Origin of the sequence: Mycobacterium sp. (assembly GCF_049802695.1) — a bacterium.
In the GTDB taxonomy this organism is placed as follows: Bacteria; Actinomycetota; Actinomycetes; order Mycobacteriales; family Mycobacteriaceae; genus Mycobacterium.
On record NZ_JBARMY010000365.1, the window covers coordinates 1 to 24,063 of the forward strand.

Here is a 24,063-nt window from a genome sequence, read left to right on the forward strand (position 1 = left end):
TGTCAGGCCGCAGTCGGCGGCGACGAGGCTGACCTGCTGGTGGGCTCGGTCGGCGCCGGAGTCGGTGCACGCGCCGGTGTGCTCAAGGGTGGTGTGGGCACCGCGTCGACGACGCTCGAGTCGGGCGTGACCGTCGGCGTGGTGGTCGTGGTGAACTGCGCGGGCGAAGTCGTCGACCCGGCCACCGGCCTGCCCTGGCTCAGCTATCTGGTCGACGAATTCGGCCTGGCGCCGCCTTCCGGTGAACAGCTCGCCGCCTACGCCGGGCTCGAACCCCGGCTGGGTCCGCTCAACACGACGATCGCGGTGGTCGCCACTGACGCCGCGTTGAGTCCTGCTGCATGCCGGCGGGTTGCGACCGCCGCCCATGACGGACTGGCCCGCACTATCCGCCCGGCGCATACGCCGGTTGATGGCGATATGGTGTTCGCGTTGGCCACCGGGGCGGTCGAGGTGGTGCCCCCGGTCGACGCGCCGGCTGCCTTCTCGCCGGAGACCAAGTTGGTGACCGCGGTGGGTGCCGCGGCGGCCGATTGCCTGGCCCGCGCCGTGCTGGTCGGTGTGCTCGCCGCGGAGTCGGTTGCCGGAATACCTACTTACCGCGACATGTTGCCGGGAGCATTCGAAAGAAGCAGAAGGGACAGCTGAGGTGCTGCTGATCCGCGCGGACCTGGTCGAAGCAATGGTCGCTCACGCCCGCGCCGACCATCCCGACGAAGCGTGCGGTGTGCTCCCCGGCCCGGAAGGCTCCGACCGTCCTGAGCGTCACGTCCCGATGGCCAACGCCGAGCGGTCGCCCACCTTTTACCGTTTCGACTCGCAGGAGCAGCTCAAGGTGTGGCGCGCGATGGACGACGCCGACGAGGTCCCCGTCGTCATCTACCACTCGCACACCGCCACCGACCCCTACCCGAGCCGTACCGACGTGAGTCTGGCCGCCGAGCCGGATGCCCACTACGTGCTGGTGGGGACCCGCGATCCCGATCAACACGAGCTGCGCAGCTACCGGATCGCCGATGGAGTCGTCACCGAGGAACCTGTCAAGATCGTCGAGCAGTACCAGCGGAGTGAGCCCCGAACATTGCCGAACCTCGGAAGGAAGGCCCAATGAGTGTCACCGTGTCGATTCCGACCATCCTGCGGACCCACACCGGAGGCGAGAAGCGCGTCGCCGCGGACGGCGCGACCCTGCAGGCCGTCATCAGTGACCTGGAGGCCAACTACTCGGGTATTTCGGAGCGTCTGATGGATGACGGCAAGCTGCACCGGTTCGTCAACATCTACGTCAACGACGAAGACGTGCGGTTCTCGGGTGGATTGGACACCGAGATCGCCGACGGTGACTCGGTCACCATCCTGCCCGCCGTCGCCGGCGGTTGAGCGGCGCCCATGAGTCGGTACGACTCGCTGCTGGCGGCCCTGGGCAACACGCCGCTGGTCGGTATGCAGCGGTTGTCGCCACAGTGGGAGGACGCGCCTGAAGGCCCCCATGTACGGCTGTGGGCCAAACTCGAGGACCGCAACCCCACCGGCTCCATCAAAGACCGGCCGGCCCTGCGGATGATCGAGCAGGCCGAGGCCGACGGGCTGTTGGCGCCGGGGGCGACAATTCTCGAGCCCACCAGCGGAAACACCGGAATTTCATTGGCCATGGCGGCGCGCTTGAAGGGCTACCAGTTGATTTGTGTGCTGCCGGAGAACACGTCGATCGAACGTCGCCAGCTGCTCGAACTGTACGGTGCGCGGATCATCTTCTCGCCCGCCGAGGGTGGTTCCAACACCGCGGTCGCCCAGGCTAAGCAGCTGGCCGAGGACAACCCGTCGTGGGTGATGCTCTACCAGTACGGGAATCCGGCCAACACCGACGCGCACTACCACGGCACCGGACCTGAGTTGCTCGCCGATCTGCCTGGGATCACCCACTTCGTCGCCGGGCTTGGGACTACGGGCACGCTGATGGGGACCGGTCGATTCCTGCGTAAGTATGTGCCCGGCGTCGAGATCGTCGCCGCCGAACCCCGCTACGGCGAGGGCGTGTATGCGTTGCGCAACCTCGACGAGGGATTCGTGCCCGAACTTTATGACCCCGAGGTACTGAGTCGGCGGTACTCGGTGGGCTCGGTGGACGCGGTGCGCCGCACGCGCGAGCTGATCAATGCTGAAGGGATCTTCGCCGGCATCTCCACCGGTGCGGTGCTGCATGCCGCCCTCGGCCTCGCGGCGAAAGCCGTGCAGGCCGGCCAGCGCGCCGACATCGCGTTCGTCGTGGCCGACGCCGGCTGGAAGTACCTGTCCACCGGCGCCTATGCCGGTACCTTGGACGACGCCGAGGAAGCTTTGGAAGGTCAGCTATGGGCGTGAGCGGACATCCGGCTACACCGGCGGGGCGGGCGAACAAACGTTCTGCATGGGTGGTCGGCGGTGCCACCATCACCAGCTTCGTGGCCCTGCTCTATGTCGCCGAGCTCGTCGATCAGCTCAGCGGTCACCGGCTGGACGGAAACGGCATCCGGCCGCTGGAGGCTGACGGGTTGTGGGGCGTCCTCTTCGCGCCGCTGTTGCATGCGAACTGGGCGCATTTGATGGCCAACACCGGCCCCGCGCTGGTGCTGGGTTTCCTGGTCGCCCTGGCCGGGTTGTCCCGGTTCGTCTGGGCGACCGCCATCGTGTGGATACTGGGCGGGTTCGGCACGTGGCTGATCGGTGACATGGGATCGCCGTGCGGGCCGACCGATCACATCGGTGCCTCCGGCTTGATCTTCGGTTGGCTCACATTCCTGTTGGTGTTCGGGTTCTTCATCCGCTCGGGTTGGCAGATTGCGATTGGGATCATCGTGCTGTTTTTGTACGGCGGGGTGCTGTGGGGAGCGGTACCGGTGCTCAATGTGTGCGGTGGCGTGTCCTGGCAGGGTCATCTGTGTGGCGGCATCGCCGGGATCCTGGCCGCCTATCTGCTGTCGAAGCCCGAACGTAAGGTCCGCGAACTCGGCCGCGGGGGGCCCCGCCGGTCCGTGGCGCGGTGAGCGGAATGAGTAGTGCGCTGGCGCCCATCGGCGTCTTCGACTCCGGTGTCGGAGGGCTTACCGTCGCGCGCGCGATCATCGACCAGCTGCCCGACGAGGACATCGTCTACGTGGGCGACACCGCCAACGGGCCCTACGGTCCGCTCACCATCCCGGAGATCCGCGCGCATGCGCTGGCCATCGGCGACGACCTCGTCGACCGCGGTGTGAAGGCGCTGGTGATCGCCTGCAACTCGGCGTCCTCGGCCTGCCTGCATGACGCGCGGGAACGCTACGACGTGCCGGTCATCGAGGTGATCCTGCCTGCGGTGCGGAGGGCCGTCGCGGCAACACGTAATGGCCACATCGGGGTGATCGGCACCCAGGCGACCATCGCCTCGGGTGCCTACCAGGACGCGTTCGCGGCCGCGCGTGACACCGAGATCACCGCCGTGGCCTGCCCGCGCTTCGTCGACTTCGTCGAGCGCGGCATCACCAGCGGTCGCCAGGTGCTCGGCTTGGCGGAGGGGTACCTCGAGCCGCTCCAACGCGCCGGGGTGGACACGCTGGTGCTCGGCTGCACGCACTACCCGTTGCTGTCCGGGCTGATCCAGTTGGCGGTGGGCCAGCACGTCACGCTGGTATCCAGCGCCGAGGAGACCGCCAAGGACGTACTGCGCGTGCTCACCGGGCTCGACTTGCTGCGCCCGCACGACACGCCGCCGGCCGCCCGAATCTTCGAAGCCACCGGCGATCCGGCCGCGTTCACCAGGCTGGCGTCACGCTTCCTGGGACCCGCGATAACAGGGATCGCGCCCGTTCACAGTCACTCGCCCGCGCGGTAGCGTTTCAGTCGGATAGCAAAGCGGCGATGTTTTCGCCAACAGGGCATCCGACATGGCACAGTGGTGAAGTGCGAATGACGGTCCTCGGCTGCTCGGGCAGTGTCGTAGGCCCGGATTCGCCGGCCTCGGGTTATCTGTTGCGCGCGCCCGGCACGCCGCCACTGGTGATCGACTTCGGCGGGGGAGTGTTGGGCGCGCTTCAGCACCAGACCGACCCCGGTTCGGTGCATGTTCTGCTGTCGCACCTTCATGCCGACCACTGTCTTGATCTGCCCGGCCTGTTCGTCTGGCGGCGATTCCACCCGACGCCGCCCGAAGGCAAGGCGCTGATGTACGGGCCGAGCGACACCTGGTCGCGGTTGGGCGCCGCCTCATCGCCCTACGGCGGGGAGATCGACGACTTCTCCGACATCTTCGACATCCGCCATTGGGTGGACGGCGAGTCGGTGGCAGTCGGAACGTTGACGGTTCTGCCGCGCATCGTGGCCCACCCGACCGAGTCCTACGGGTTGCGGTTCACCGACGAAGCCGGGGCGACGTTCGTCTACAGCGGCGATACGGGATGCTGCGAGGCGCTCGTCGAGCTGGCCCGCGGCGCCGACGTGTTTCTCTGCGAGGCGTCGTGGACACACTCGCCGCACCGCCCGCCCAATCTGCACCTGTCCGGCACTGACGCGGGTCGGGTCGCGGCCGAAGCCGGTGTGTGCGAATTGCTGCTCACCCACATCCCGCCCTGGACGTCGCGCGAAGATGTGATCGGCGAGGCGAAAGCGGAATTCGACGGTCCGGTGCATGCCGTGGTGTGCGGCGAGACCTTCGAGATCAAGCCTTCCGGCTAGTGTTGGCGCGTGTCCAGACGAGAAGACGGCCGCCTCGACGACGAGCTTCGCCCGGTAGTACTCACGCGTGGGTTCACCTCACACCCGGCGGGGTCGGTGCTGGTCGAGTTCGGCAACACCAAGGTCATGTGCACCGCGAGCGTCATCGATGGAGTGCCGCGCTGGCGTAAGGGGTCCGGCCTGGGCTGGTTGACCGCGGAATATTCGATGCTTCCGGCGGCCACGCACACCCGCGCGGACAGGGAAGCTGTGAAGGGGCGGTTGAGCGGCCGCACCCAAGAGATCAGCCGGTTGATCGGCCGATCGTTGCGGGCCTGCATCGATCTGGCCGCGCTGGGAGAGAACACCGTCGCCGTCGATTGCGACGTGCTGCAAGCCGACGGCGGCACCCGCACTGCGGCGATCACCGGGGCCTTTGTGGCGCTGACCGATGCGGTCACCTACCTGTCGGCGGCGGGCAAGCTGTCTGATCCGCGGCCCTTGTCGTGTGCGATCGCGGCGGTCAGCGTCGGTGTGGTCGACGGTCGGGTGCGGGTCGATCTGCCCTACGAGGAAGATGCCCGCGCGGAGGTCGACATGAACGTCGTCGCCACCGACACCGGAACACTGGTCGAGGTTCAGGGCACCGGCGAGGGTGCGACATTTCCCCGCTCGACGCTGGACAAGCTGCTCGACGTTGCGTTGAGTGCGTGTGACCTGCTCTTCGCCGCGCAACGTGCAGCGTTGGAGCAGCCGTATCCGGGTGTGCTGCCTGAGGGGGCCGCGTCGCAGAAGGCATTCGGAAGCTGACCCGGTTACTCGTCGCCAGCCGAAATCGCAAGAAGCTGATCGAATTACGCCGCGTCCTCGACGGTGCCGAGCTCTCGACGCTGACGCTGGTGTCGCTCGATGAGGTGCCGCCGTTCGACGAGTCCCCGGAGTCCGGCGCCACATTTGAGGACAATGCGCTGATGAAGGCGCATGACGGGTTCGCGGCGACGGGTTTGCCGACGGTGGCCGACGACTCCGGGCTGGAAGTCGCGGCATTGAACGGTATGCCAGGGGTGTTGTCGGCGCGCTGGTCAGGCTCGCACGGCAACGACTCCGCCAACACCGCACTGCTGCTGGCGCAGTTACGTGATGTGCCCGATGAGCGGCGCGGCGCGGCGTTCGTGTCCGCGTGCGCGCTGGTGTCGCGGTCGGGGGAAGTTGTCGTGCGTGGCGAATGGCCGGGCGTGATTGCCCGCGAAGCCCGCGGAGACGGTGGGTTCGGCTACGACCCGGTGTTCGTACCGAACGGCTATGCCTGCACCGCAGCCGAGTTGAGTCCGGCCGAGAAGGACGCGGTGTCGCATCGCGGGCGCTCGCTGGCGAAACTGGTGCCCACGCTCAGAACGCTCACAAGCGAAAACGCGCCTTGACGTCTCTGGTCTGAAAGTGCTCCACGATGATCCCGAGCAGCGGAATGGTGCCCGACAGCAGCACTCCGATCGTCTTGGATATCGGCCAACGCACCTTGACCGCGAGATTGAATGCGGCCAATACGTAAATGAAGTACACCCAGCCGTGTACCACTTCTATCCACCGGATCTCATGATGGAAGGCCAGATGCGAGACGATCTCGTAGCACAGAGCGATCAACCACAAACCGGTTGTCCACGCCATGACCCGGTACGCCAGCAGCGCTGTCCGGATCTTTTCGACGCCCACCTGCTGGGCCTGAGGCGTTTCTGGCGTGGTCATGCCGTAGTCCTGTTCTGGTTTTCCGTGTCGTTCTTCGCCAGTTCGGCGAGAAAGGCGTTGTACTGGCGCACGACGGGGTCATCGGTGGTTTTCGATGCGGGCTTCGGTCGCGGGGGCAGCAGCCCCGGAGGTAGCTCGGTGAGGGCACGATCCTTCGGCTGCGGTGGCGTGACCTCGTAGCGCACGTATTTGCGGTATGCGTACACACAGAACCATGCGAACAGCGGCCACTGCAGCGCGTAGCCGAGGTTCTGGTAGGTCCCGGACGCGCCCTGGAATCGGGTCCACTGCCACCAGCCTAAAGCCAGGCAGCCGCAGGCAGCGACCAAGACGAGCGCGATCAGCGCCCACCTCCGGGGCCGGGTAGTCGACACCTTCTGACCGTACCGCGCCGTCATCCGAGAGCAGTGCCGCCGAGCGGACGGCTCAGCGACTGCGACCGATTCGCCGCGTGCAGAGCGGTAGGATCGGACGGCTGCGGGCGTGATGGAATGGTAGACATGCCGGCTTTAGGTGCCGGTGCTCGGAAGAGCGTGAGGGTTCGAGTCCCTCCGCCCGCACCGAATCTGCAAAGATATCTGCCCAGTTCAAAGCATCCGAGCTGAACGGCGTTCTCCGACACCGACAGCCGCCGCCTTAGGAACTTGACCCGCCTGGCAGATCCATACCGCGGTCGGATGCGCACCCGCCACGCCGATTCGAGCATCCGGTAATGCAATGGCGCGGTCGCCTGCCTCTCACCCGCGAGCCAGTCGGGCGCCGACTCGCCGACTGTGACGCGGTCCAGCGAGGGTTCGACGTACGCCTGTCAGCTTGTCGGACTCCACCTTGCTGACGAACGCATCGGCAAGCTTGGTCTTAATCCGCGCCGCTTGGTGACAACAGGCGATGATTGGTCGGGGCGGAATAGTGATTGTGGGCCGCCAAAGTAAGTGGCTGTTTTAGACTCAGGTCAAGCTTGCGTCTGGATGTTTCCGATGGAAGGCCTTCGATGAGTATGTTTGTTCGTCGCGTGGCGGGCGTCGTCGCGGTGGCATTAGCGCCCATGACGTACATGGCAGCGGTGTCGCCCGGGGTGAGCTCCGCTCAACCTCCGGATTGCGGTCCCGGCAACTGGTGGAACCCGGGAGCCGATGCGTGCCAGCCCTTAGGCCCGCCGCCACCGCCGGATTGCGGTCCCGGCAACTGGTGGAACCCAGGAACCAATGCGTGCCAGCCCGTAGTGCCACCGCCACCACCCTAGCTCGAACCAGATCGTCCATCGGCGGGGTCGCAACGAAGGAATTCACCATCAGCACGACGCACTGCCCATGCCGGGCTTCCTGGCCTGGCATATAACGCTATTGCAACACCCACTCGATACCGGTGTTGACGAAAAGGCAACGCTGCCAGACGATCTCGCGAATCTAACCCGCCGTGAAATCGTCGCCGCCCCGTCCGGACCCGGTAAAGCAGCCTGACGCCGCTTCAGCGGCCTGGCGGTGACATTCGCCAGGCCGATGCGCCCGAGTAAGCCAAGGTCGAACGAGTCGTCTGCCCGCCATTGCGGGCTGACTTTCGGGAAGACGCGACGATGGCGCGGGAGATGTACCGCCTCTGACCGCTCGGCGGGCTAGATCGGATGCGCGGCGAACCACTCGAGCAACAAGTCGGCGAGGACATCGGGCTGTTCGTCGGGTATCCAATGGGACACCCCGCGCAGGGTCTCGAAACGGTACTCGCCAGACACGTAACGGCCGGTGTTCTGAGCCGCCTTGCCGACCAGGGCGGTGTCCCAGTCGCTCCACACATATAGCGTCGGGACGCTGACCTTGCTCCCGGTGTCGCGCAGGTCCGACAACGGCATCGCTCGATACCAGTTCAAAGCGGCGGTCAATGCGCCGGGATCCGTCATGGCGCGCGCGTCGCGGTCTGCCGCCTGCGCGGACTGACCGGCCGACCGCAGCGCCTTCGCCAGTTGAGCCGCCGTTCCATGCCTGCCCAGCAGGAAGCGTTCCGGGATCTGCGGCAACTGGAAGACATACATGTACCAGGACGCCAGGGCTTGCCGGCTGCTGACGAGGGCCCGCAGAAACGCCGCCGGATGCGGCACCGACAACGGCGACACGGTGGCCAGGCGGTCCGGGTATTTCGCCGCGACTCCCCACGCCACCACCGCGCCCCAGTCGTGTCCCACCAGGTGTACTTTGCTTGCGCCGCTGGCATCGATCAGCGCGCAGGCATCCTCCACCAGGCTGGGTGTCCGGTAATCGCGGCGACGCGTCGGGCGGGCGCCGCGCGAGTAACCACGTTGATTCGGGGCCAGGCAGCGGTAACCCTGTGCCGTCAGACGGTCGATGACCTTGCTCCAGCTCGTATTGAATTGGGGAAAACCGTGCAGCAGCAAGACGACTGGGCCGTCAGCCGGTCCTTCATCGATGACATCGAAGACTAGATTTCCGCGGCGGTAGTTTTCCATGTGATCAGCATGCCCGAGCAGATCGGGTTTGCGGTATCAGCATTTCGCGGAGATCCGGAAGTCCGCTGTCCTCGGGTGGTTCACGTCATTGGGATTGGTCCCCTGGGCAGCGCCCGAGACCGTGTAAGTGTCGCGGGCGAACTCTGCGTGGACACTGCCCACGTCGTTGCCGGCCACACCAGTGAAACCGTTCACATTGTCGAAGTCGACCGACCGAGGCTGCGGCTTACCGTGTTCCAAGTTGAGCAGCATTCTGACGTGGGCGGGGGCGGCACTGATGTCGACGGTCAACAACCACTCGACTTGAGTGCAGGAGACGGCGTGCGAGGTGCGGGTGCTGCCGTCGAGAGTGATCTGAGCGGTTTTCTGAGCTACTTTGTCGGCGTGCGGGGAGCAACCGCAGCTGACGGCGCCGACGGCTGAGGCCGTCACCACCGCGGCGATGAGCCGGATATCCACCGGCCACCTCCATTCCAGGGGCGCCTGCGGCACCGCGGTTGGCGTCGCACCGCCTTTTCTATCAGCCGCGGTGGCGTCGACGCGGGCAAACCGCGCAAGAAGCGCAAGTCTTCCCAACGCATGCCGTAGCCCCTTACAGTTGACGGGTCGGTCGGACCGGACAATCCGACTACTGGTTCAGAGGTCTCGGGCGGGTGGCGCAGATGAGCGCCGACATCACCCTGAACAAACTGGGCGAGCGGATGAGCGCGGCCGACCGCGGCACCATCACCACGGTCGACTGGCAGACGCTCGGCGTAGGTCTTCCGGCGCGGGACCTGTCCTACTTCACCGCCACCAGCCTGGAGCCGGAACTGCGCTCGACCATCGAACACGAACTCGTCGCGACCTATCACCGCAGGCTCTGCTGCTACGGCGTCAGCGGCTATGACAGCGAAACCTGTTGGTACGACCACCGCTTGGGCATGCTGCAGGCACTGCTGATCTCCGCGCTGAGATTCGCGTTCGCGACCGGCGCCGACCGCGGTGACGACATGGTGCTGACGGTGTTGAGCTGCGGCTGTCGGGCGATCCGCGAGCTTGAAACCGTGGACATGATCGGTCGCCACGCCGCCGGCCGACAGGTGCGATCACCGGCTAACAGCCCAGCGCATTGCGTTTGCCGGGTAGGCCGACGGGGGTAGTACATCGGAATCGCGCCGCGGCGCGAGCAGTCGGCTGCAGAGCCGTACGCGAAGACGACGACAGAAGGCAGCAATGGACAATCTGGCTCGGTTGCAACAGGCGCGACGCGAGGTCGTGAAGGTGCAGCGGCGAATGTGGTTGATACAAGCGGCATTCTGGCCCGCCGTCGTGCTCTTGTTCGTGCTGATTACCCTCGTCGGAGTGCGGTGGTTGCAGCGCCGGCAACGCGCCGTGACCGCCTCGGCCACGCCGACGCAGCCGCCGGCCGACGACGCGCAAGCGAACTAGCACTGGGAGACGCCCGGTCATTTGTGCTCCATCTGCTTGTCGCCTTGCCTCACAGCTGCCGCTGCGCCGCCTTGATCAGATTCGACCCGACGATCAGCCGTTGGATCTCGCTGGTTCCCTCGTAGAGCCGCAGCAGGCGAACGTCACGGTAGATCCGCTCCACCGGAACCTCGCGCATGTAGCCGCTGCCGCCGTGGATCTGCACCGCGAGATCGGCTACTTTCCCGGCCATTTCGGTGCAAAACAACTTCGCCGCGGACGGCGCGATGCGACGATCCCGATTGGACATCCACAGCTGCGCGGCTTCGCGGACCAGCGCGCGACCGGCCAGCACGCCGGTCTGCTGATCGGCGATCATCGCCTGCACCAACTGGAAGCCTCCGATCGGGGTGCCACCTTGGGTAGCGGTGGCCGCATAAGTCACCGACTCGTCGAGGGCCCGCTGGGCGCTGCCCACTGCCAGGGCGGCGATGTGGATGCGTCCCGGGCCAGCGACGTCATCGCCGCGCGATATCCGATGTCTTCGCTGCCGCCGACCAAGGCTTCGGTGGGAACGCGGACGTTGGTGAAGCGGACATCGGCCGTCCACGCGCCTTCCTGGCCCATCTTGGCGTCCTTCGGGCCGACCTCGACACCAGCCGCGTCCGCGGGAACCAGGAACACCGCAATGCCCGGCCCGTTGTCGTCGGCCGGGCGGGTGCGTGCGAACACCACGAACAGATCCGCGACTGGAGCGTTGGTGATGAAACGTTTCTCTCCAGAGATGACCCAATCATTTTCTTGCCGGACGGCTTTCGTGCGTAGGCCCGCCGGGTTCGAGCCGGCGCCGGGCTCGGTCAACGCAAAGGAAGCCACCACGTCCCCGGTTGCCATCGACTCCAACCAGCGGGTCTTCTGTTCGATGGTGCCGAAACCGACGAGGACCTGTCCGGCGATGCCGTTGCTGGTGCCGAACATCGACCGCACCGCCAGCGAGGTGTAGCCCAATTCCATTGCCAACTCGACATCCTGGGCCAGGTTCAGGCCGAGCCCACCCCACTCCTGCGGAATCGCGTAGCCGAACAAGCCCATCTTCTTTGCCTGGTCCCGAAGGTCGTCCGGAACCTGGTCGGCCCCGAGAATCTCCTGCTCGCGAGGGACGACGGCGGTGCGTACGAAGTGGCGAGTCTGGGCAAGAATGTCCTGAAAGTCCTCGTCGCTGACTTGTGCTGTGGTCATGGCACACGTTCTCTCCTGGGCGGTGGCTGCAATCAGGGACGGCCCCCCGCATGTACCAACACCGGCGGCTCCGGACGGTCCTATATCAAATATGATGTTGGCGATTCGGGTCAGATTACTGGAGAGGTTCGAGGAACAGGTGATCAGGTGTCTTTGCTGAAGGGTCAGATCGCGGTCGTCACAGGTGGAGCGCAGGGACTGGGTTTCGCCATCGCTGAGCGGTTCGTCGCCGAGGGCGCCCGAGTGGTGCTCGGCGACGTAAACCTGGACGGCACAGAAGATGCGGCGAAACGACTCGGCGGCAAGGACATCGCAGTGGCGGCGCGCTGCGATGTCACTGACGCAGAACAGGTCGAGTCGCTTCTCGGGACGGCTGTCGAGCATTTCGGTGGCTTGGACGTCATGGTGAACAATGCCGGGATCACCCGCGACGCGACGATGCGCAAGATGACCGAAGAGCAGTTCGACCAAGTGATTGCGGTGCACCTCAAGGGCACTTGGAACGGCATCCGCAAAGCGGCGACGATCATGCGGGAGAACAAACGCGGCGCAATCGTCAACATGTCATCGCTGTCCGGCAAGGTCGGACTGGTCGGTCAGACCAACTACTCGGCGGCCAAGGCCGGCGTAGTGGGCATGACCAAAGCGGCTGCCAAGGAGCTGGCTCACCTCGGCGTACGGGTGAACGCGATTGCGCCCGGCTTGATCCGCTCGGCGATGACGGAGGCGATGCCGCAACGTATTTGGGACGATAAGGTGGCCGAGGTGCCGATGGGTCGGGCCGGTGAACCCAGCGAAGTCGCCAACGTCGCGCTGTTTCTGGCGTCGGATCTGTCGTCGTACATGACCGGCACGGTTCTGGAGGTCACCGGCGGGAGATTCATGTGAGTCGAGTCGCATCCTCATGACCGGCCCGGGCGACGTGATGGCCCTACCGTTAGCCGGGCTCACCGTCGTCGAGGTATCCAGCTTCGTGGCCGCGCCGCTGTGCGGCATGACCCTGAGTCAGCTTGGGGCGCAGGTGATTCGCATCGATCCGATCGGCGGCGCGTCCGATATCCACCGCTGGCCGCTGGCAGAAAGCGGAACGTCCATCTATTGGACCGGGCTCAACAAAGGGAAACGTTCGGTCGCAATAGATCTGCGCTCAACTGACGGTCAGCAGCTGGTGCAGCGGCTCGTCGTCGAAGGCGACGGCATCGTGGTCACCAACGCGTCCGGTCTGACCTGGCTGGGCCATGAACAGTTGGCTGCCACTCGCTCCGACGTCATCCACCTCCAATTGCTCGGCCGCGGTGACGGTTCCACCGGCGTCGACTACACCGTCAACGCCGCGGTGGGTTTCCCGCTCGTCACCGGCCCCGGCAACCACGCCGGTCCGATCAACCATGTGTTGCCCGCGTGGGACGTGTGCTGCGGGCTCTACGCGGCCCTCGCAATCGTCGCCGCCGTGCGCCGCCGCGATCGTTCCGGCAGGGGCGCGCGGATCAGCCTCGCACTGGAAGACGTGGCGCTGGCCACTGCCGGGAATCTCGGGCTGCTCACTGAGCCTCAGGTCAACGGCACCGAGCGCCAGCGGCTGGGCAACACCATCTACGGGCAGTACGGCCAGGACTTCCACAGTCGGGATGGTGCTGCATTCATGGTTGTTACGCTGACAGCTCGCCATTTCCGCGACCTGGTGAAGGTGACCGGCGCCGAAGCGGCGGTCTCGGCGCTCGCCGGCGCGCTCTGCGCCGACTTCACCACCGAAGGAGACAGATACCGTCACCGGGCTGTTCTGACCGGGTTGTTCGCCGGCTGGTTCGCCGAGCACACCGCCGACGAGATCGCCGACGCGCTGTCGGCCACCACCGTGCTGTTCGAGCGTTACCGGACCTTCGCCGAGACCGCCGAAGATGCTCGGGTGACGGCCAATCCGCTGTTCGCCCGGCTGCGTCAGGACGGTGTGGGGGAGTACCTGGCGCCCGGATTGCCCACCAAGTTCGACGGCACTTATCCGGCCGGTGCGCCGGCACCTGGACTGGGGCAGGACACCCGCGATGTCCTCGCCGAATATCTGGATCTGAGTCCGGCCGAGCTCACCCGGCTGACCGAAGCAAACACGATTGCCTGCGGTACAGGCAGAGGGAAAGATGCCGGATGACCAGAATCGCGCAGACTCTCGGGCTGACGGAGTTCCAGGCCGAGATCATCGCTGCCGTACGCGAATTCGTGGACAAGGAAGTGATTCCCAGCGCCGTAGAGCTTGAACGCACCGACACCTATCCGCAGGAAATCGTCGACAAGATGCGCGAGATGGGATTATTCGGCCTGATGATCCCCGCCGAGTACGGCGGGCTCGGCGAGTCGTTGTTGACCTACGCGTTGTGTGTCGAGGAACTGGCGCGCGGCTGGATGAGCGTGTCGGGAGTCATCAACACCCACTTCATCGTCGCCTACATGCTTCGCCAGCACGGCACGGATGCGCAGAAGCAGCGACTGCTGCCGCGCATGGCGACCGGTGAGACCCGCGGTGCGTTCTCGATGTCGGAGCCGGAACTGGGTTCTGACGTCGCCGCCATCCGAACGCGGGCTACCCGCCGCACGGATGGCAGCTACACCATCGACGGCCAGAAGATGTGGCTGACCAACGGCGCCAGTTCGAATTTGGTGGCGGTGTTGGTGCGCACCGATGAAGGGGCGGAAAAGCCGCACCGCAACCTGACGGCGTTCCTGATCGAAAAGCCCACCGGCTTCGGCGAAGTCGCGCCCGGTCTGCTCATTCCGGACAAAATCGACAAGCTGGGATACAAGGGGATCGACACCACCGAGCTCATCTTCGACGGTTATGTCGCCGGCGCCGATGACGTCCTCGGTTGGGCTCCGGGGCAAGGTTTCTTCCAGATGATGGACGGAATAGAGGTGGGTCGGGTCAACGTCGCCGCACGGGCCTGCGGGGTGGGCATCCGTGCTTTCGAATTGGCCGTACGGTACGCCCAGCAGCGTCAGACGTTCGGAAAGCCCATCGCCGAACACCAGGCGATCGCCTTCCAATTGGCCGAGATGGCCACCAAACTCGAGTCTGCGCACTTGATGATGGTCAACGCGGCCCGGCTCAAGGACTCCGGCGAGCGCAACGACCTGGCTGCGGGCATGGCCAAGTATCTGGCCAGCGAGTTGTGCGCGGAAGTCACCCAGCAGAGCTTCCGGATCCACGGCGGTTACGGCTACTCCAAGGAGTACGAGGTCGAGCGGCTGATGCGTGACGCGCCCTTTCTGCTGATCGGCGAGGGCACGAGCGAAATTCAGAAGTCCATCATCAGCAAGCGGCTGCTTGCTGACTACCGGATCTGACCGGCGAGGGTCCCGGATTTCGCCGCACGCCCATAGCTTTCCGAAGACGTCGCGCGATCTGTCCGCAGGCGGATCTTCGACGGCAGCTACGCCGTAGGCAAGTACGTCCGGCTCGACCAACTGGCGGTAGAGCGCCTCAACCACGAGCTCCACCGGCCATCAACGTTGCCGCCGACTCCCCGAAGCTGGCACAGGTCAGGTCGCAGATCACCCGATACGCACCGGAATCGGTGTTCCCACCATCACCGGGTGGCCGGACCAGTCGATCAACCACCACCGGCAAGTATTGGCGGCGGTGGAAAGTCGCGAACGAGGGAAGCCGTCCTGACTCTCGTCGGCGCACACGTACCGAGCGCTGACCTCGACGAGCATAGGAAGAAGGCGTTTCACCCTGTGCGATCGCGGACGTTCGCCCCGCGCGCTGCGGCTGGCATGTGCGTAGTTGGCGATTGTTGGCTAGAGCCGGTGCAGACCGCCGTCGGCAACGATTGTTTGGCCGGTGACGAATGCGCTGTCGTCACTGGTGAGAAAACAAACGGTGCCAGTGATGTCAGTGGCGGTGCCGATGCGTTTAATGGCTTGCATCTGGGCGACATCGGCGAGGATGCGGTCACCGATATTGTGTTGTCCGCCCGGGGTGCGTGAAGCGGTGGGCTCTATGGCGTTGACGGTGATGCCGTATTGGGCCAGATCGTTGGCCAAGGCGCGGGTAAGTCCGATTACTCCCCCCTTACTGGCCATGTAGTGAACGAGACCGGGTACGGCGAGCCCGAGAGAATTCGAGGCAATGTTGACAATGCGGCCCCAGCGGTGTTCGCGCATACCGGCGATGACCGCTTTGGTCATCAGGAACTGTGAGTCGAGGTTGATCTCCTGAGTCCGCTTCCACTGGTCGAATTCGAGGTCGAAGACATCCTGGAAGGGAAACACGCCCGCATTGTTGATGAGGATGTCGACTCGACCAGACAGGCTCATCATGTCGACATGGATCGCGGCGACCTGGTTGGGTTGCGAGACGTCGGCTTGCAGGCTCAAGGCGGTGCGGCCGAGGCGCGCGACCTCGGCGACCGTGTCGTCGGCCGGATTGAGGTCGACCGCGATGATGTCGGCACCGCGGCGTGCGAGTTCGGCGGCGATCGCGCGACCGAAGCCGCTGGCGGCTCCGGTCACAACGGCGACACGTCCATCATGCGAGGTCATCGTGCGCCTTTCTGTCGCGCGGGACTCTTCCTCGCGCAAGGGCATTGCGATTAAAGGCGCAGCAAGCGTTCGGCGTTGAGGTGGCTGATTCTGGCGCGGTCGTCCTCGTTGATCGGCGCGCTGCGCAGGAATGCGGTAGCCGTGGCCATATCCTCGAACGGGTAGTCGGTGCCGAACAGAATGTGGTCGGATCCGAGGGCCAGCAGGGCGCACACCAGTGGGGGTTGGGAACAGACGCCGCTCGTAGTGACGTAGAGGTTGTGTCGCAAGTATTCCGACGGCTTGCCCCTCGCCAGCTCGATGCCGCGATGGTCGTGGAAATCCCAGCGAGAGTCAAGCCGCCATAGCGCGAACGGCAGCCCCTCGCCCATGTGTCCCAGCAGGAGTTTGGCTTCCGGAAAGTCGTCGAAGACGCCACCGAACACCAGACGCAGGGTGTGCGAGGCGGTTTCTGTTCCCCAGCTCCACATCGGACCGATGAGTTCAGGGTGCCCGCTGAGAACATGCGCAGTGTCGACGCCGTTGGCGGGATGCAAGTAGAGGGGCACGTCAAGGCCCTCGGCATACTCCCAGACCACTCGCATCGAAGGGTCGTCGAGATAGCGACCTTGGGTGTGGGCGTTGACCAGCGCGCCGCGAAGACCGAGTTGGTTGACTGCACGGTCGAGTTCTTTAACCGCGGCTTGCGGGTCTTGCAGGGGCAGCGCGGCAAAGCCGGCGAAGCGATGCGGGTGGGCTTCGATGGCGGCCGCCAGCAGATCGTTGACCGCGCCGGCTCGCGCGACCGCATGCGCGGCGTCAGGCTCCGCCTGGATGCCAGGGGAGTTTAAAGAAAGCACCTGCACGTCGAGGTGCGCGGCGTCCATCTCGGCGAGACGCTGATCAGTCACATCGAGCAGTCGTCGTGATGCCTCCTCCCACTTGTGCGGCGTGGTGATCGCGGCCGCGCTCGCGCCGTAGGACGCTAATTCGGTGGTGACGAAGTGTTCTTCCAGTCCAATCGTCCGCATCGCGCCCCCAATTCACTAATAAGCATTGACTTCACCAATAATCAAGGTTACCTTTCCGCGTGTCAACGCATGTGCAAGGAGCGGACGTGAAGGCCATTGCGATCGGGCTGGCCGCGCTGATCGCGATGGCCAATTCGGATGTCGATGCAGTCGGCTACAGAGCGGTCGGCATGGTGATGGGCGCCCTGCTCGGCAACTCCGGCATAGCGTAGTGGTGCTCGAGCGACACGCCGGGCGGTACAAGCACCCGCAAGCGGCAACTTTCGACGACGAGACGATGCGGACTTTGGCGGTGAAAGTCGCACCCACCAACGATGCAAACCAGTCCGGACAGCGAGGAACGGACAGATGACAACAGCGAGTGAAGTGATCGAGTACTCCGAGATCCCGGCACGGGCTAAGAAGGTGCTCGAGGGATTTCTACCCCCCGAGGAGAAGATTGCTGCCCGGCGCGCTGAATTGGGGGAGATCCCGCCCCGCCCATTTGATGGGGCGGGCGATCAGGAAGTGCTGGACGGGGTGACCTTCACACACCACTTCGTCGACGCGCCCGGTGACGAGGAGACCGTCCGGTTTCACTACGTTGAGGCCGGGCATGGTGAGCCCATCGTATTCCTGCACGGGATCCCCGACTCGTGGTTTCAGTGGCATCACCAGATGGCCGCCTTGTCCACAACGCACCGCTGTATCGCGTTCGACTTGAAGGGATACGGCCAGTCTGACACCAAAGTCGGCGACTACCGTCACGAAGCGGCTGCAGAGCAACTGCTGGGCGCCATCGATCTCGCCGGTGTCGACAAGTTCAACGTCGTGACCCACGACCGGGGTACTGTCCAAGCCGACTTTACCGTCGCTAAACATCCCGACCGGGTGTTGCGGTATGGACGCGGTGAGCAACACCTATACCACTTCCATCCCGATCTGGCCCCCCAAGGCGCTCTGTTCGCCGACGCGCCCCACTCCGGTCTGATGGACGACCCCGCTCACTTCGTCACCTGGGTCTACACCTGGATCTGTAAGTACCGCGTGCCCGACGACGAGATGCGCCGGACGATTCAGGAGTTCTCCTACCCCGCTGTGAACCGGGCCGTGCCGCGTTACTTTAATTCGCAGTCCTTCAGACAGGAATGGTTGCGACGTCGCAGAGACCTTCTGCCGGCGTGGAGATGTCCGGTGATGATCGTGCAGGGTTACGACAGCAAGACGCAGCCGCGCGAATTCTACGAGAAGTCACGCGAATACATTCCCAATGCGCGCAGCGTCGCTGTCGAGTACGTCGATGCCGGCCACTTCTGGTCGATGGAGCGGCCTGAGGCGGTCACTGCCCTGATCAAGAAATTGCTGCAGATGTCGCCCAGATAGCAGAGTCCAGCCGCACAGTAGAAGGGTGCAGTGCACCAAACGTCGACAGTGAGGAAGCGCGCCAATGAGATACATCGCTTTGGAGGAAGCGCTTTTCATCCCCGAATTGGCCGAGCGGCAACCGATGCCGCATCAGGGCGGCATCCCCCGGCTGCCGGCTCCGTTCAAGAAGGACTGCCTCGAACGGTATCAGCGGCGGCTGCCTGATTTCACCGAATACCGGTTGCCGGAGATGGACGACGCCGGCATCGATGTGCAAGTGCTGTCGTTGACGGTGCCCGGTCTGCAGGTCGACCTCGAACCCGAGCTGGCCCGCAAGAATGCTCGTTTCGTCAACGACTATGTCGCAAACGTCGTGTCGGAGCACCCGGACCGGTTCCGCGGTTTCGCCGCTTTGCCGTTGCAGGACCCCGCGGCGGCTGCGGCAGAGTTGGAGCGCGCCGTCACCGAGCTCGGGTTCTGCGGGGCGCTGGTGAACGACTGCGTGCACGGGCCTGGCGGCCGCTATCTCGATGCGCCCGAGTATGACGAAGTTTGGTCGGCGCTCGAATCCTTCAACGTGCCACTGTATCTGCATCCGGGCGCCCCGCCGGCCGAGCAATGGCAGGTCTTGCAGGGGCACCCGGAGCTGTACGGGGCGTCGTGGAGTTGGGCCGCCGAGGTCGGCGGCCACGCGCTACGCATCGTCTATGGCGGCGTGTTCGACCAGCATCCCGGCGCGACGCTGATTTTAGGGCACATGGGCGAATTCCTCCCGTTTCAACGGAGCCGGCTGGACGACCGGTACCAGACCATCGAAGTCGCTACCCCGCTCAAGCGGCCGCCGTCGACCTACCTGGGCACCAACGTCGTTTTCACCAACAGCGGAGTTTTTTCACCGGCGACGCTCCTCGGGGCAGTGCTGGAAGTCGGCGCCGATGCGGTGATGTTCTCCGTGGACTATCCGTATGAATCGTCGTATGAGGCCGTCGCAGGATTCGAACGCACGACCCTGTCCGCTGGCGACCGGGAGAAGATCGCGCACGGGAACGCCGAACGACTGCTGCGAATCTGACGCTCGCAAAGATGCTTTGAGCACTAGGCCCCTATTGTCCGGGGATCCTCCGCAGCTGCTCGTCGAAGACGTGCGCGAGATTGTATTCACTATTACGCATTGACTTCACTATTAATCAAAGTTACGTTTTCGGCTGTCAAGCGATGCCGAAGGAGCGGATGTGAACGACCACGTGGCAGGCCCGGTGGCTGTGCGCGACGGTTGGGACGCTGATTTTGACGTCGCTGTGGTGGGCTACGGACCGGTCGGCATGGTGATGGCCGCCCTGCTCGGCAGGGCCGGACATAGCGTGGTGGTGCTCGAACGATACGCAGGGCTGTACAGCCTGCCTCGGGCGGCAACCTTCGACGACGAGACGATGCGGACTTTGGCAGCCATCGGCATCGCCGACGAACTCGAGCCTAAGCTTCGCGTCCAACGCACCTACGAGTGGCGAAACGCCGCCGGCGAATTGCTGATCGAGCAGACCTATGCGGAGACAGGTCGCAGCGGGTGGGCCGAGTGGTACATGATGTACCAGCCCGATCTCGAACTGGCTCTCGATCGACTCAACCGCAGCACCGCCTGCATCGAAGTCCGCCACGACAGCGCCGTTGTCGACGTTGCTGACGACGGGGCACAGGTGCGGCTAACGGTGCAGGGCCCAGACGCCGAGGTCATTGTCACTGCGCGGTACGTCGTCGCGTGCGATGGAGGGAACAGTTTCCTCCGGCAGGCGCTTCGGATCGGCCAGGAGGACTACGGATTTTCAGAGCCGTGGTTGGTGTGTGACTTTCTGGTGCCGCGGTCGGTCGTGCTGCCCAATGCACTGCAGATCAGTGACCCTAAGCGGCCGACGTCGATCATCTCGCTGGGCCCCGATCACCACCGGTTCAGCTTCATGCTCGACTCGCCCGAGGATTTCACCGTCGAGCAGGCTCCCGAGCGGGTGTGGGCCAGGGTGGCGAACTACCTACGCCCGCACGAGGCGAAGCTGATCCGGGTAGCAACCTATACGTTCCGCTCGCTGGTCGCCGAGCGATGGCGAGTCGGTCGCATCCTATTGGCAGGCGACGCCGCACACCAGATGCCACCTTTCCTCGGGCAGGGCATGGTGTCAGGGATCCGCGATACGCAGAACATCGCGTTCAAGCTGGACCGGGTGTTGCGCCGCACAACCTCTGCCCACCTGCTCGACAGCTATCAAATCGAACGGGAGCCCCACGTGCGTGCGGTCATCGAAAGAGGCGTAGAGCTTGGCCGCTTGCAGACAGTCCGCGATCCCGAGCGCGCGGCCGCGCGCGATCGCCAACTGCGGGCTCGACGAGTGGCTGGGCAGGCGCCGGAGGGCATGCGCTTTCCTGCTTTCGCAGACGGCATGCTTGCGGCGGTCTCCGGACCCGGTCGAGGGGAGCTCTCGGTCCAGGGCGTGGTCGATGACGGCGTCACCCGCGACCGGTTGGACCAAGTTGTGGGCTACGGCTTCCATCTGCTGATTGACGCGAGGCTGCTCGATGCACTGGGGGAATCAAACCGGTTCGCTGCCGCGCACCGCGCAGGTATCCGGGTGGTCGCCCTTGGTGAAACCCCGCGAAAGGGTCGGCAGGCGGTCAGCGTGCGCGACGTTGAGGGCACCTACCGGCGCTGGTTCGCCGAACTCGGATGCTGCGCCATCTTGGTTCGTCCGGACTTCTACGTGTTCGGCACAGCCACCGGCGAGGATGACCTCACTCCGCTCATCGGTGATCTACTCGGCTTGCTCGTCGGTCGGTCGGCGGTGCGGTGAAAGGTGTTGGTCAACGCGCACAACGGTCGGCCGGGGAGGAACCGAGTTCGCTCGACATAGCCGCGGTCAGCGCAAGGAGTTCTTTCGAGACGGTGTCGAGGGCGGCGCGGGTGGCGGCCCGGGACGGCAGAACCACTGCGACGACTAGAGGCAGTGATTCCCCGGCGGCGAAAACGGGGGCGGCGACCGAGGCGATGCCGGGAATGAGGCCGCCGGAAGTGACCGCGAGGCCAGCACGCAGCACGTCCGCTTTGATGTTGGCGATCTCGTCCGCAGTAGGTGTGTTGGCTTCGGCCGCGGACTGGCTACGCACGACCGGCTTGGTGAGGGTGCTCGGCAGGCAGGCGAGAAAAACGCGCCCGACCGAGCTGGTCAGGATCGGTAGCGTGGCCCCGACCCGGACGGTGATGGGCAGCGCGTAGGAGCCGTAATCCCAACGCACGATGACTGGGCCATGATCCGACCAGACAGCAAGATTGACAGCGTGCGAGGTGCGGTCACGCAGGCTGGGCAGGTGTTCGGAGATCAGTGCGACCTCGTCCATGCGGCGCAGCGACTCGATGCCAAGCCGGCGCAAACCGGGTCCCATGTCGTATAGACCCGTGCTCGGAGACCGTGCGACCAGCCCGACCCGGCCCAGGCTGACCAGATAGCGGTGCACCTTGCTCGGTGTCATACCGCTGGCGGCGGCGAGCTGGGTCAGGCTCATCGGACAACGGCCATCTTCAAGCGCCTGCAGGACGGTCATTGCCAGTTCGACTGACTGGATGCCCTGCCGGCCCGACGAGGCGTCGTTGACCTTGGCTGGGCCGGTACGGCGCTTGGTGGCCACGAGAGAACTATAGGCAAGCCCGCCGATCGCGATCCGCGGCGTTACCTGCCGGCCGGTGCATAGTTTTGCGTGATTTGTTTGTATTCCAGGAAGTCCTCGACGCTGGCGAGACCGCCCAACCGTCCGATTCCGCTGGATTTGAAGCCACCTTCTTCGAATTCAATTGTCAGGTTGGCCCAGCTGTTGATGGAGATGAGACCCGCGTCGAGTTGTCGGGCAAGCCGGATCGGTAGGTCGATGTCACGACTCCAGATGCACGCGCTGAGACCGTATTCGGTGTCGTTGGCCAGGGCGGCGGCCTCGTCTTCGCTGTCGAAAATCTGGACCGTCTGGACCGGGCCGAAGATTTCGTCCCGCACGATCGGCAGCGATGAGTCGGGCACTGCCAGCAATGTCGGGTGGTAGAAGGCGCCGCTTGCCAGTGCCGGAATCGTGCTAGGGCCGCCGCGGACGATCGCTTTGGCGCCTGCCGCAAGCGCCGCCTCGACGGCGTCGTTGACGCGGGCGACCGACGCCGTGTCGATCATGGGGCCGATTTCGCTGGCGGGGTCCGTGGCGGGACCCGGACGTACGTTCCGCAGCCGCCCCGCCAGCGCCTCGATGAACTCGTCGGCAACGTCACGCTGCACCAGGATCCGGCTGCCGGTCATGCAGAACTGCCCGGCGAACACGGTTGAGGAGTGCACGACCGTGGCCAGCGCCTGTTCGAGGTCGGCGTCGGCGAACACCAGGTGTGGGGTTTTCCCACCGAGTTCGAGTCCGACCCGCTTGAAGCGGGCGGCCGCGGCCTGGGCGACGAGCCGACCGGTCTTCGTGCTACCGGTGAAGCTGATCACCGGCACCTGGGGTGACTCGACCAACAGGCGCGCGACATCTGAGCCGGATTCGACGATGATGTTCACTGCCCCGGCCGGAATCTCGGGAACGCTCGCCAGGATTTCGCTCATCAGCGCCGCCGTCTGGGCCGCCTGACCGGGCATCTTCAGCACAGCCGTGCACCCCGCCGCCAAAGCCGGCGCCAGTGCTCGAATGGAGAGGTAAGCCGGAGAGTTCCACGGCACGATGAGGCCGGCCACCCCGACGGGCTGCCGGATCGACATCGCCTGCAGCCCCGGTTGGGTGTCGGTCGCGCGACCGGCGGGTTGGACCGCCAACCCGGCGGCAAACCGCAGCGCGCGCGGGATGAAATGCGCCTCGTAGCCGGCTTCACCGCGGAGCTTTCCGTTTTCGCGGCACAGCGTGTCAACGACGTCGTCGATGCGACTGGTGTAGGCGTCGGCCAGGTGACTCAGTGCGGTTGCACGAAGCATGGGGTCGAGCCGCCACGGGCCGGCAGCAAAGCTACGCGCCGCGGCGTCGACGGCCGCCTGTCCCACTTGCGCATCGGCGTCAGCGTAGGTCCCGATCACTTCGCCATTGGCCGGGTTGATGCTCTTGGATGTCCGGTCAGAGACGATCCATTTGCCGTCGATCCAATGCTGCGCAGTAGCCCGATCAGCCATCCTCATCACCTCCGGCACTCGAATGTTTTTTCAACGGCTTTGACTGCAGCCGCAGGGATCGGCGGACCTGTGGTGTTGTGCTTACGAATCAGGTCGTGCGCTCGGATCGGTTGAGGCGCCAAGTCGGGGCGTCGCAGAACCGGGGAATCGGTAGCCATCTCATTTCATCTTTCCGCTCAGGGGACGATCGGACCGACTCGAGGGGACGACCGCGATATTCGCCCTATTTGATCATTGCCAACCGAATGACAGGTGACAGCCGGGCATCTCAAGCGTAGGCACCACCTTATGCATCATAGTGAAATGAATGCAAGATAGTGAATCGAAGAGGCAAGCCGTAGAGATCCTGCAGCTGCCGCATGCTGACACGGGCTGTTTCGGCAACGTCGGAAAGGTGTGCTGGGTAAGGAGTACCGCGGCGACGACGTCGACCACATCTCGCAGGGCGGTTGGGCCGGCATCGACCGAGCCGCGGCGGATGGCCTCG

General features: G+C 64.8%; 25 protein-coding genes, 1 tRNA gene and 3 pseudogenes. 20 read left to right on the forward strand and 9 right to left on the reverse strand.

The window, feature by feature from the left end; genetic code table 11:
* From WA317_RS15080 to rdgB, 9 genes are all read left to right on the forward strand, one after another.
* A partial coding sequence (locus WA317_RS15080) for a P1 family peptidase (RefSeq protein WP_425173797.1) occupies positions 1–648 on the forward strand: 648 nt, incomplete at its 5' end.
* 1 nt (position 649) lies between these two features.
* A complete protein-coding gene (locus WA317_RS15085) occupies positions 650–1,111 on the forward strand; it encodes a Mov34/MPN/PAD-1 family protein (RefSeq protein WP_425173798.1) in 462 nt (153 codons plus the stop codon).
* A complete protein-coding gene (locus WA317_RS15090; RefSeq protein WP_425173799.1) occupies positions 1,108–1,380 on the forward strand; it encodes a MoaD/ThiS family protein in 273 nt (90 codons plus the stop codon). The genes WA317_RS15085 and WA317_RS15090 overlap by 4 nt, the downstream gene beginning before the upstream one ends.
* A 9-nt stretch (positions 1,381–1,389) precedes the next feature.
* A complete protein-coding gene (locus WA317_RS15095; protein ID WP_425173800.1) occupies positions 1,390–2,361 on the forward strand; it encodes a cysteine synthase in 972 nt (323 codons plus the stop codon).
* Positions 2,358–3,023 carry a rhomboid family intramembrane serine protease gene (locus tag WA317_RS15100; RefSeq protein ID WP_425173801.1) on the forward strand — a complete coding sequence of 222 codons (666 nt, stop codon included), beginning with the start codon at positions 2,358–2,360 and terminating at the stop codon, positions 3,021–3,023. The genes WA317_RS15095 and WA317_RS15100 overlap by 4 nt, the downstream gene beginning before the upstream one ends.
* 5 nt (positions 3,024–3,028) lie before the next feature.
* Entirely contained in the window at positions 3,029–3,847 is an 819-nt protein-coding gene (gene murI, locus WA317_RS15105; RefSeq protein ID WP_425173802.1) for a glutamate racemase, read from the forward strand.
* 74 nt (positions 3,848–3,921) lie between these two features.
* The gene (locus WA317_RS15110) at positions 3,922–4,686 is read left to right on the forward strand and encodes a cyclic nucleotide-degrading phosphodiesterase (protein WP_425173825.1); all 765 of its coding nucleotides are present in this window, start codon (positions 3,922–3,924) and stop codon (positions 4,684–4,686) included.
* A gap of 9 nt (positions 4,687–4,695) precedes the next feature.
* A complete protein-coding gene (rph, locus tag WA317_RS15115; RefSeq protein WP_425173803.1) occupies positions 4,696–5,475 on the forward strand; it encodes a ribonuclease PH in 780 nt (259 codons plus the stop codon).
* The gene (gene rdgB, locus WA317_RS15120; RefSeq protein WP_425173826.1) at positions 5,472–6,086 is read left to right on the forward strand and encodes an RdgB/HAM1 family non-canonical purine NTP pyrophosphatase; all 615 of its coding nucleotides are present in this window, start codon (positions 5,472–5,474) and stop codon (positions 6,084–6,086) included. Before rph ends, rdgB begins: the two co-directional genes overlap by 4 nt.
* On the opposite strand, the gene WA317_RS15125 is transcribed toward rdgB, so the two are convergent.
* Positions 6,064–6,408 carry a DUF3817 domain-containing protein gene (locus tag WA317_RS15125; RefSeq protein WP_425173804.1) on the reverse strand — a complete coding sequence of 115 codons (345 nt, stop codon included), beginning with the start codon at positions 6,406–6,408 and terminating at the stop codon, positions 6,064–6,066. The genes rdgB and WA317_RS15125 overlap by 23 nt on opposite strands.
* Positions 6,405–6,782, reverse strand: coding sequence for a hypothetical protein (locus WA317_RS15130; protein WP_425173805.1), 378 nt, complete (start codon positions 6,780–6,782; stop codon positions 6,405–6,407). Before WA317_RS15130 ends, WA317_RS15125 begins: the two co-directional genes overlap by 4 nt.
* Before the next feature lie 103 nt (positions 6,783–6,885).
* Here WA317_RS15130 and WA317_RS15135 point away from each other — a divergent pair.
* Positions 6,886–6,968: transfer RNA gene (locus tag WA317_RS15135), tRNA-Leu, on the forward strand.
* A 1,052-nt stretch (positions 6,969–8,020) separates the two neighbouring features.
* Here WA317_RS15135 and WA317_RS15140 read toward each other — a convergent pair.
* Together WA317_RS15140 and WA317_RS15145 are read right to left on the reverse strand one after the other, a co-directional pair.
* Positions 8,021–8,866, reverse strand: a complete 846-nt coding sequence (locus tag WA317_RS15140) for an alpha/beta fold hydrolase (RefSeq protein ID WP_425173806.1) — start codon at positions 8,864–8,866, stop codon at positions 8,021–8,023.
* A gap of 36 nt (positions 8,867–8,902) precedes the next feature.
* Positions 8,903–9,325, reverse strand: coding sequence for a lipoprotein LpqH (locus WA317_RS15145; RefSeq protein ID WP_425173807.1), 423 nt, complete (start codon positions 9,323–9,325; stop codon positions 8,903–8,905).
* 182 nt (positions 9,326–9,507) lie between these two features.
* Here WA317_RS15145 and WA317_RS15150 point away from each other — a divergent pair.
* Positions 9,508–9,927: pseudogene (locus WA317_RS15150) on the forward strand (aminoglycoside phosphotransferase); the annotation flags it as partial.
* A 154-nt stretch (positions 9,928–10,081) separates the two neighbouring features.
* Positions 10,082–10,297 (forward strand): hypothetical protein, encoded by a 216-nt coding sequence (locus WA317_RS15155; protein ID WP_425173808.1) that lies wholly within the window; start codon positions 10,082–10,084, stop codon positions 10,295–10,297.
* 49 nt (positions 10,298–10,346) lie between these two features.
* Here WA317_RS15155 and WA317_RS15160 read toward each other — a convergent pair.
* A pseudogene (locus WA317_RS15160) lies at positions 10,347–11,515 on the reverse strand (acyl-CoA dehydrogenase family protein).
* A gap of 114 nt (positions 11,516–11,629) precedes the next feature.
* Here WA317_RS15160 and fabG point away from each other — a divergent pair.
* From fabG to WA317_RS15180, 4 genes and pseudogenes are all read left to right on the forward strand, one after another.
* The gene (gene fabG / locus WA317_RS15165; RefSeq protein ID WP_425173827.1) at positions 11,630–12,403 is read left to right on the forward strand and encodes a 3-oxoacyl-ACP reductase FabG; all 774 of its coding nucleotides are present in this window, start codon (positions 11,630–11,632) and stop codon (positions 12,401–12,403) included.
* A gap of 16 nt (positions 12,404–12,419) precedes the next feature.
* A complete protein-coding gene (locus tag WA317_RS15170) occupies positions 12,420–13,661 on the forward strand; it encodes a CoA transferase (RefSeq protein ID WP_425173809.1) in 1,242 nt (413 codons plus the stop codon).
* Positions 13,658–14,851, forward strand: a complete 1,194-nt coding sequence (locus tag WA317_RS15175; RefSeq protein WP_425173810.1) for an acyl-CoA dehydrogenase family protein — start codon at positions 13,658–13,660, stop codon at positions 14,849–14,851. The genes WA317_RS15170 and WA317_RS15175 overlap by 4 nt, the downstream gene beginning before the upstream one ends.
* 3 nt (positions 14,852–14,854) lie before the next feature.
* Positions 14,855–15,161, forward strand: a pseudogene (locus WA317_RS15180) (FCD domain-containing protein); the annotation flags it as partial.
* Between the two features lie 146 nt (positions 15,162–15,307).
* Here WA317_RS15180 and WA317_RS15185 read toward each other — a convergent pair.
* A complete protein-coding gene (locus WA317_RS15185) occupies positions 15,308–16,051 on the reverse strand; it encodes an SDR family NAD(P)-dependent oxidoreductase (RefSeq protein ID WP_425173811.1) in 744 nt (247 codons plus the stop codon).
* 50 nt (positions 16,052–16,101) lie between these two features.
* Entirely contained in the window at positions 16,102–17,061 is a 960-nt protein-coding gene (locus tag WA317_RS15190; RefSeq protein WP_425173812.1) for an amidohydrolase family protein, read from the reverse strand.
* An 86-nt stretch (positions 17,062–17,147) separates the two neighbouring features.
* Here WA317_RS15190 and WA317_RS15195 point away from each other — a divergent pair, with 86 nt between their 5' ends.
* The 4 genes from WA317_RS15195 (at position 17,148) to WA317_RS15210 (ending at position 21,242) form a co-directional block, all read left to right on the forward strand.
* On the forward strand, positions 17,148–17,273 hold the full coding sequence (locus tag WA317_RS15195) for a hypothetical protein (protein WP_425173813.1): 126 nt from the start codon (positions 17,148–17,150) through the stop codon (positions 17,271–17,273).
* 136 nt (positions 17,274–17,409) lie between these two features.
* Positions 17,410–18,423: an alpha/beta fold hydrolase gene (locus tag WA317_RS15200; protein WP_425173814.1), complete on the forward strand. Its 1,014-nt coding sequence runs from the start codon at positions 17,410–17,412 to the stop codon at positions 18,421–18,423.
* 64 nt (positions 18,424–18,487) lie between these two features.
* The gene (locus WA317_RS15205) at positions 18,488–19,477 is read left to right on the forward strand and encodes an amidohydrolase family protein (RefSeq protein ID WP_425173815.1); all 990 of its coding nucleotides are present in this window, start codon (positions 18,488–18,490) and stop codon (positions 19,475–19,477) included.
* A 160-nt stretch (positions 19,478–19,637) separates the two neighbouring features.
* Positions 19,638–21,242 (forward strand): bifunctional 3-(3-hydroxy-phenyl)propionate/3-hydroxycinnamic acid hydroxylase, encoded by a 1,605-nt coding sequence (locus WA317_RS15210; protein ID WP_425173816.1) that lies wholly within the window; start codon positions 19,638–19,640, stop codon positions 21,240–21,242.
* 10 nt (positions 21,243–21,252) lie between these two features.
* Here the strand turns inward: WA317_RS15210 and WA317_RS15215 are convergent, their stop codons facing one another.
* Together WA317_RS15215 and WA317_RS15220 are read right to left on the reverse strand one after the other, a co-directional pair.
* The gene (locus WA317_RS15215) at positions 21,253–22,074 is read right to left on the reverse strand and encodes an IclR family transcriptional regulator (RefSeq protein ID WP_425173817.1); all 822 of its coding nucleotides are present in this window, start codon (positions 22,072–22,074) and stop codon (positions 21,253–21,255) included.
* Between the two features lie 41 nt (positions 22,075–22,115).
* Entirely contained in the window at positions 22,116–23,576 is a 1,461-nt protein-coding gene (locus WA317_RS15220) for an aldehyde dehydrogenase family protein (protein ID WP_425173818.1), read from the reverse strand.
* Positions 23,577–24,063: the final 487 nt, after the last annotated feature.

Bases quoted from the DNA above. Each gene is read 5' to 3' on its own strand.
- WA317_RS15090 (WP_425173799.1), top strand. From the start codon at position 1,108: ATGAGTGTCACCGTGTCGATTCCGACCATCCTGCGGACCCACACCGGA.
- WA317_RS15095 (WP_425173800.1), top strand. From the start codon at position 1,390: ATGAGTCGGTACGACTCGCTGCTGGCGGCCCTGGGCAACACGCCGCTG.
- murI (WP_425173802.1), top strand. From the start codon at position 3,029: ATGAGTAGTGCGCTGGCGCCCATCGGCGTCTTCGACTCCGGTGTCGGA.
- WA317_RS15110 (WP_425173825.1), top strand. From the start codon at position 3,922: ATGACGGTCCTCGGCTGCTCGGGCAGTGTCGTAGGCCCGGATTCGCCG.
- WA317_RS15125 (WP_425173804.1), bottom strand. From the start codon at position 6,408: ATGACCACGCCAGAAACGCCTCAGGCCCAGCAGGTGGGCGTCGAAAAG.
- WA317_RS15140 (WP_425173806.1), bottom strand. From the start codon at position 8,866: ATGGAAAACTACCGCCGCGGAAATCTAGTCTTCGATGTCATCGATGAA.
- WA317_RS15155 (WP_425173808.1), top strand. From the start codon at position 10,082: ATGGACAATCTGGCTCGGTTGCAACAGGCGCGACGCGAGGTCGTGAAG.
- WA317_RS15170 (WP_425173809.1), top strand. From the start codon at position 12,420: ATGACCGGCCCGGGCGACGTGATGGCCCTACCGTTAGCCGGGCTCACC.
- WA317_RS15175 (WP_425173810.1), top strand. From the start codon at position 13,658: ATGACCAGAATCGCGCAGACTCTCGGGCTGACGGAGTTCCAGGCCGAG.
- WA317_RS15185 (WP_425173811.1), bottom strand. From the start codon at position 16,051: ATGACCTCGCATGATGGACGTGTCGCCGTTGTGACCGGAGCCGCCAGC.
- WA317_RS15190 (WP_425173812.1), bottom strand. From the start codon at position 17,061: ATGCGGACGATTGGACTGGAAGAACACTTCGTCACCACCGAATTAGCG.
- WA317_RS15200 (WP_425173814.1), top strand. From the start codon at position 17,410: ATGACAACAGCGAGTGAAGTGATCGAGTACTCCGAGATCCCGGCACGG.
- WA317_RS15205 (WP_425173815.1), top strand. From the start codon at position 18,488: ATGAGATACATCGCTTTGGAGGAAGCGCTTTTCATCCCCGAATTGGCC.
- WA317_RS15220 (WP_425173818.1), bottom strand. From the start codon at position 23,576: ATGGCTGATCGGGCTACTGCGCAGCATTGGATCGACGGCAAATGGATC.